This is a genomic window from Pseudomonas edaphica, from assembly GCF_005863185.1.
Lineage (GTDB): Bacteria > Pseudomonadota > Gammaproteobacteria > Pseudomonadales > Pseudomonadaceae > Aquipseudomonas > Aquipseudomonas edaphica.
Window position 1 is genome coordinate 1 of the sequence record NZ_VBVZ01000383.1, and the last position, 6105, is coordinate 6105.

Here is a 6105-nt window from a genome sequence, read left to right on the forward strand (position 1 = left end):
TCACTCAACTGCCCGCCACACCCATACAACAAGCAGAAATTTGCCGTGCCCTTGAGCAGGCAAAAGAAGTGCTCAGCCGCCGTAAATGGTTTGTCGATGCTCAAGGCGCCGCTCTGGTCAATGCGGCTGAGCAGGCGCTCCATGCCTTGCAGCATGCGCATAGGCCCGGCTTCAAAGAAGATCTGCGAGAGTTTCACGTCCTGGTTGCCGGTGGTCATCATCAGGCGGTGCAGGTTCACCGATTCTTCGCTGTTGATCAGCCGATGAAAGCCGCGCGCGATGTTCAGCAGTACGGTGTGCACCGGCATGCCCTCGGGCAACTCGAAATACATCACCGGCAACTGCTCCTCGCACTTGGCCACGACGGCGGCGGTGAACAAGGTCTCTTTATCCGTGAAGTGGCTGTAGACCGTCAGTTTTGACACGCCGGCCTCAAGGGCCACGGCATCCATGCTGGTGCTGGCGTAGCCATTGCTCAAAAACAGGATTTTGGCTGCTTCGAGGATTGCCTGGCGTTTTGCCATGTCCTTGGGACGCCCGGGGCTATTGGTGTTTACAGGATTGTCGGACATTTTCACCTTTAATACTGGACTGGTGAGTTTGGTATTAATAACATACCGGCCAGTATAATTATTCCTAGCTCCATTTGCGAAAGGTCCTTCAGCATGCGCAGTACTTTCCTGCCCCTTGCGTTGCCTGTCAGCCTGATCTTCCTGTTGACCGCCTGCGGTCATGAAGAAGCGGCCCAAACCACCATCCGCCCGGCCATGGTGGTGCAACCGCAGCCGTCGGCGCTGGCGATGGACAGTTTTCCGGGGGAAGTACGCGCCCGTTATGAGCCGGACCTGGCCTTTCGCATCGGCGGCAAAGTCAGTAAGCGCCTGGTGGAGGAGGGCGAGCGGGTCAAGGCCAACCAACCATTGGCAGAGCTCGACCCACAGGACGTGCGCCTGCAACTGGAAGCCACCCGCGCCCAGGTTGCCGCCGCCGAAGCCAACCTGAGCCTGGTGCGCGCCGAACGCGACCGCTACAAGACCCTGATGGACCGTCAGATGGTCAGCCGCTCGCAGTACGACAATTCCGAAAACCTCTACCGATCCGGTGAAGCACGTCTTAAGCAGATCAAGGCCGAGTTCGACGTATCGAGCAACCAGGCCGGCTATGCCGTGCTGCGTGCGCCCCAGGACGGTGTAGTGGCCAAGCGTGCGGTGGAAGTCGGCCAAGTGGTGGCCGCCGGCCAAACGGTGTTTACCCTGGCCACCGATGGCGAGCGCGAAGTGTTGATCAGCCTGCCCGAGCAAGGGTTTGGCCGCTTCAAGATCGGCCAACCGGTATCGGTGGAGTTGTGGAGCCAGCCCGACCAACGTTTTGCCGGGCGCATTCGTGAGCTCTCACCGGCAGCCGACCCAAAATCCCGCACCTTCGCTGCGCGCGTTGCCTTCACCGGCGGCAAAGTCCCCGCCGAGTTGGGCCAGAGCGCCCGCGTCTTCATCCAGGCTGATGGGATCGTCCCACTGTCAGTGCCGCTGTCGGCCCTGAGCGCGGAGAACGGTGCGTCCTACGTCTGGCGGGTACAGCCGGACAACACGCTCAAACGAACGCCGGTGCGCATCGGTGCTTTCGGTGAAAAAACCGTGCCGGTGCTTGAAGGCTTGGCCCCCACCGATTGGGTGATCGCGGCGGGTGTGCATGTGCTCCATGAGGGCCAGCAAGTGCGCCCGGTGGATCGCGCCAACCGAGTAGTGAATCTGGCGGCCAAGGAGTAGTCCCCGATGGGTTTCAATCTTTCCGAATGGGCGTTGCGTAATCGCCAGATCGTACTGTTCCTGATGATCCTGCTGGCAGTGGTCGGCACGTTGTCCTACACCAAGCTGGGGCAAAGTGAAGACCCGCCGTTTACCTTCAAGGCCATGGTCATCAAGACCAACTGGCCGGGCGCCACGGCCCAGGAAGTTTCGCGCCAAGTCACCGAACGTATCGAGAAGAAGCTGATGGAGACGGGCGAGTACGAGCGCATTGTCTCGTTCTCCCGGCCCGGTGAGTCCCAGGTCACCTTCATGGCCCGCGATTCGATGCACTCGGCACAAATCCCGGAGCTGTGGTACCAGGTGCGCAAGAAGATCAGCGATATTCGCCAGACCTTGCCGCCGGATATCCAGGGGCCGTTTTTCAACGATGAATTCGGCACCACCTTCGGCAATATCTACGCCCTGACCGGTGACGGTTTTGACTACGCGGTGCTCAAGGACTACGCCGACCGCATCCAGATTCAACTGCAACGCGTGCCGGATGTGGGCAAGGTCGAGTTACTGGGCCTGCAGGACGAGAAGATCTGGATCGAACTGTCCAACCTCAAGCTCGCCACCCTCGGCCTGCCATTGGCTGCAGTGCAGCAGGCACTGCAGGAGCAGAACGCCGTCTCCACCGCCGGTTTCTTTGAAACCCCGACGGAACGCGTGCAACTGCGCGTCTCGGGTAACTTCAAAACGGTCGATGAGATCCGTAACTTCCCGATTCGCGTAGGTGACCGCACCTTCCGCATCGGTGATGTGGCGCAAATCCATCGCGGCTTCAACGACCCACCGGCGCCGCGCATGCGCTATATGGGCGCGGACGCCATCGGCCTGGCCGTGGCGATGCGTGACGGCGGCGACATTCTGGTACTGGGCAAGGCCCTTGAAGGCGAATTCGCACGCCTGCAGAAGAACCTTCCGGCAGGCATGGAACTGCGCAAGGTCTCGGACCAACCGGCGGCGGTGAAAACCAGCGTCGGTGAATTCGTCCAGGTACTCGCTGAAGCCTTGGCCATCGTGCTGCTGGTGAGCTTCTTCTCCCTTGGTGTACGCACCGGCATGGTGGTCGCCCTGGCGATTCCGCTAGTACTGGCGATGACCTTTGCGACCATGTATTACCTGGGCATCGGCCTGCACAAAATCTCCCTCGGTGCCTTGGTGTTGGCCCTGGGCTTGTTGGTGGACGATGCGATCATCGCCGTGGAAATGATGGCGATCAAAATGGAGCAGGGCTACGACCGGCTCAAGGCCGCGAGTTTTGCCTGGACCAGCACCGCGTTCCCGATGCTCACCGGCACATTGATCACCGCCGCAGGTTTCCTGCCGATTGCCACCGCGCAATCGAGTACCGGTGAATACACCCGTTCGATTTTCCAAGTGGTGACCATTGCCCTGCTGGCCTCGTGGGTTGCGGCGGTGGTGTTTGTGCCGTACCTGGGGGAAAAGCTCCTGCCGGACCTGGCGAAGATTCATGCGGCCAAACACGGCACCGATGGGCCTGATCCCTACGGCACGCCGTTCTATCAACGTGTAAGACGCTTGGTCGAATGGTGTGTGCGTCGGCGCAAAACCGTGATCGTGTTGACCTTGTTGTTGTTTATCGGCTCGGTGGCGCTGTTCCGTTTTGTACCTCAGCAGTTCTTTCCGGCCTCCGGTCGCCTGGAGCTGATGGTCGACCTGAAACTGGCTGAAGGTGCTTCGCTGAGCAACACCGCCGACCAGGTCAAGCGCCTGGAAGCCTTGCTCAAGGAACATGCTGGCATCGACAACTATGTGGCCTATGTGGGCACCGGTTCGCCGCGCTTCTACCTGCCGCTGGACCAACAACTGCCGGCCGCCAGCTTTGCGCAGTTTGTGGTACTGGCCAAAACCATCGAGGAACGCGAAAGCCTGCGCACCTGGCTGATCGAGACCCTTAACGAACAATTCCCCGACCTGCGTTCACGCGTCACGCGCCTGGAAAACGGCCCGCCCGTGGGCTACCCGGTGCAGTTTCGCGTGACCGGCGAGCACATCGAAGAAGTCCGTGCCCTGGCGCGCAAGGTCGCGGCCAAGGTTCGCGAAAATACCCACGTGGTCAACGTGCACCTGGACTGGGAGGAACCGAGCAAGATCGTCTACCTGAATATCGACCAGGACCGTGCCCGTGCGCTGGGCGTCAGCACTGCCAACCTGTCGAAGTTCCTGCAAAGTTCCTTGACCGGCTCCAGCGTCAGCCAGTACCGCGAGGACAACGAGTTGATCGAGATCCTGCTGCGCGGCACCGTGCATGAACGTACCGAGTTGTCGCTGCTGCCGAGCCTGGCGGTGCCGACCGACAACGGCAAAAGCGTAGCGCTGTCGCAGATTGCGACCCTCGAATATGGCTTTGAAGAAGGCATCATCTGGCACCGCAATCGCCTGCCGACGGTGACCGTGCGTGCCGATATCTACGGCAAGGAACAACCGGCAACCTTGGTCCAGCAGATCCTGCCGACCCTGGAAGGCGTGCGCGCCGAACTGCCGGACGGCTACCTGCTCGAAGTGGGCGGCACCGTCGAGGATTCGGCCCGTGGCCAGAACTCGGTCAAGGCCGGCGTGCCGCTGTTTATCGTGGTAGTGCTGACCTTGCTGATGCTGCAACTGCGCAGTTTCTCACGCACTGCAATGGTGTTTCTGACGGCGCCGCTGGGCTTGATCGGCGTGACCTTGTTCCTGCTGGTGTTCCGCCAGCCCTTCGGCTTTGTCGCCATGCTCGGCACCATCGCGCTGTCGGGCATGATCATGCGTAACTCGGTGATCCTGGTGGACCAGATCGAGCAAGACATCAAGGCGGGACTGGCGCCCTGGCAGGCGATTATCGAAGCCACCGTCCGACGCTTTCGCCCGATTGTGCTGACGGCGCTTGCGGCGGTATTGGCGATGATTCCGCTGTCGCGTAGCGTATTTTTCGGGCCGATGGCGGTGGCAATCATGGGCGGGTTGATTGTGGCGACGGCGTTGACGTTATTGTTCTTGCCAGCCTTGTATGCGGCATGGTTTCGCATTAAGAAGGAGGCGCACTAGTTCATAACGGGAGGCGTGAAGGCGTGTCGATAGTACTGACGGGTGTGGGAAAAGCCTGAAATTCGATAACTGCTGTTTAAGCCTGAATGTCTCCCACTTGCTTATTTAGAATAGGGGCAGTTTCTTCTCGACGGTTTTTATAATGGAGGTGTTGGTGTCGGCCAACGGCGTTATTTTTTGCAAGGTTTGATCAAGGTGGTTAACGGAGTGTGTGTACAGATGGCAGACGAAACTGTCTTCCCCGGTGATCTTGTAACAGACAATACATTCAGGCATGTCTGACAGTAGCTGCTCCACTGTTTGAAAATTTCCCGTCAGCGGTTTTACCCGCACCAGTGCCTGCAGCGCAAACCCCAGTGCCTGCGCGTCCAACTCTACGCTGAACCCACTTATAACCCCTGCCACTTCCAGGCGTTTGAGACGCTCACTGCAACCAGGAGCGGACAATCCCACCTGCCGGCTGAGCGCGCGGATAGAGGCACGGGCATTCTGATGCAGGGCGACCAGCAGCGCGCGATCAATGGCATCGAGTGTCTGATCGTTTTTTGTAAGCCTTTTCATTAGATGGACCTTACGAACATTGATGAAATAGCGTGAAAATCTTACATACCACAGATCCCTGACAAAAGAATGGATTTTTAAAAGGTTTCCATCTATTTTTTTATTCTTGAATGTGCGAATTACAGCTGCGTTCAAAAGTTACCGCCGGCTAAACGATGCGGCTGCGTTTGAGTGAGTGTTTTTAACTTGCTATAAATTTTATTGAATGGGTGTATGAAAGTGCAAAGCGGTCCAGTGCGTGGTGGTTGTGGGGGGCTAACGTTGAGTTACAACTACAAGGCGGTGCGGTTTCATTAAGTTTTGAATAAGGCTACCGAGGCGCTTCACATGTTTGATGTCACGCTAAGTGTTTACCAGGCGATATTCACCTTTACCCTCGCAGCTATCGCCTTACTGGCCAGCCCCGGCCCCGCGACTCTGGCGTTGGCTGCCAGCGGCGCGGCGTATGGCATGCAACGCTCGTTTCAGTTTTTTGTCGGGATCACCCTGGGTTTAGTGATTGCCATGGCGTTGGTTGTTTCTGGGCTGTATGTGGTCTTGCACAGCTTTCCCGGGTTGGCGGTGGCACTGACGGTCATCTCCATTGTTTATATTTTTTGGTTGGCTTATCGCATTGGCACGGCACCGCCCATTCAGGATGAGCAAGCCGTGGTCACGCCGGGCTGGGGTGCCGGTTTTGTGCTGGGTGTTGCGAATATAAAGGCGT

5 protein-coding genes are annotated in these 6105 nt (G+C 58.4%); 3 read left to right on the forward strand and 2 right to left on the reverse strand.

The genetic code is table 11. The features are described 5' to 3' along the window. A partial coding sequence (locus tag FEM54_RS22115) for a TetR/AcrR family transcriptional regulator (RefSeq protein WP_138453029.1) occupies positions 1 to 572 on the reverse strand: 572 nt, incomplete at its 3' end. 93 nt (positions 573 to 665) lie between these two features. Between FEM54_RS22115 and FEM54_RS22120 the strand changes: the two genes are divergently transcribed. Both FEM54_RS22120 and FEM54_RS22125 read left to right on the forward strand, forming a co-directional pair. Then, complete coding sequence (locus tag FEM54_RS22120; RefSeq protein ID WP_017137120.1) at positions 666 to 1766, forward strand: efflux RND transporter periplasmic adaptor subunit; 1101 nt, start codon at positions 666 to 668, stop codon at positions 1764 to 1766. Between the two features lie 6 nt (positions 1767 to 1772). Then, entirely contained in the window at positions 1773 to 4838 is a 3066-nt protein-coding gene (locus tag FEM54_RS22125; protein WP_138453031.1) for an efflux RND transporter permease subunit, read from the forward strand. A 105-nt stretch (positions 4839 to 4943) separates the two neighbouring features. Here the strand turns inward: FEM54_RS22125 and FEM54_RS22130 are convergent, their stop codons facing one another. Further along, the gene (locus FEM54_RS22130; RefSeq protein WP_240792783.1) at positions 4944 to 5534 is read right to left on the reverse strand and encodes an Lrp/AsnC family transcriptional regulator; all 591 of its coding nucleotides are present in this window, start codon (positions 5532 to 5534) and stop codon (positions 4944 to 4946) included. Positions 5535 to 5726: 192 nt separating this feature from the next. On the opposite strand from FEM54_RS22130, the gene FEM54_RS22135 reads away from it, so the two are divergent. Further along, positions 5727 to 6105, forward strand: a 379-nt coding sequence (locus tag FEM54_RS22135; protein ID WP_171045882.1) for a LysE family translocator, incomplete at its 3' end; no start/stop codon positions are given.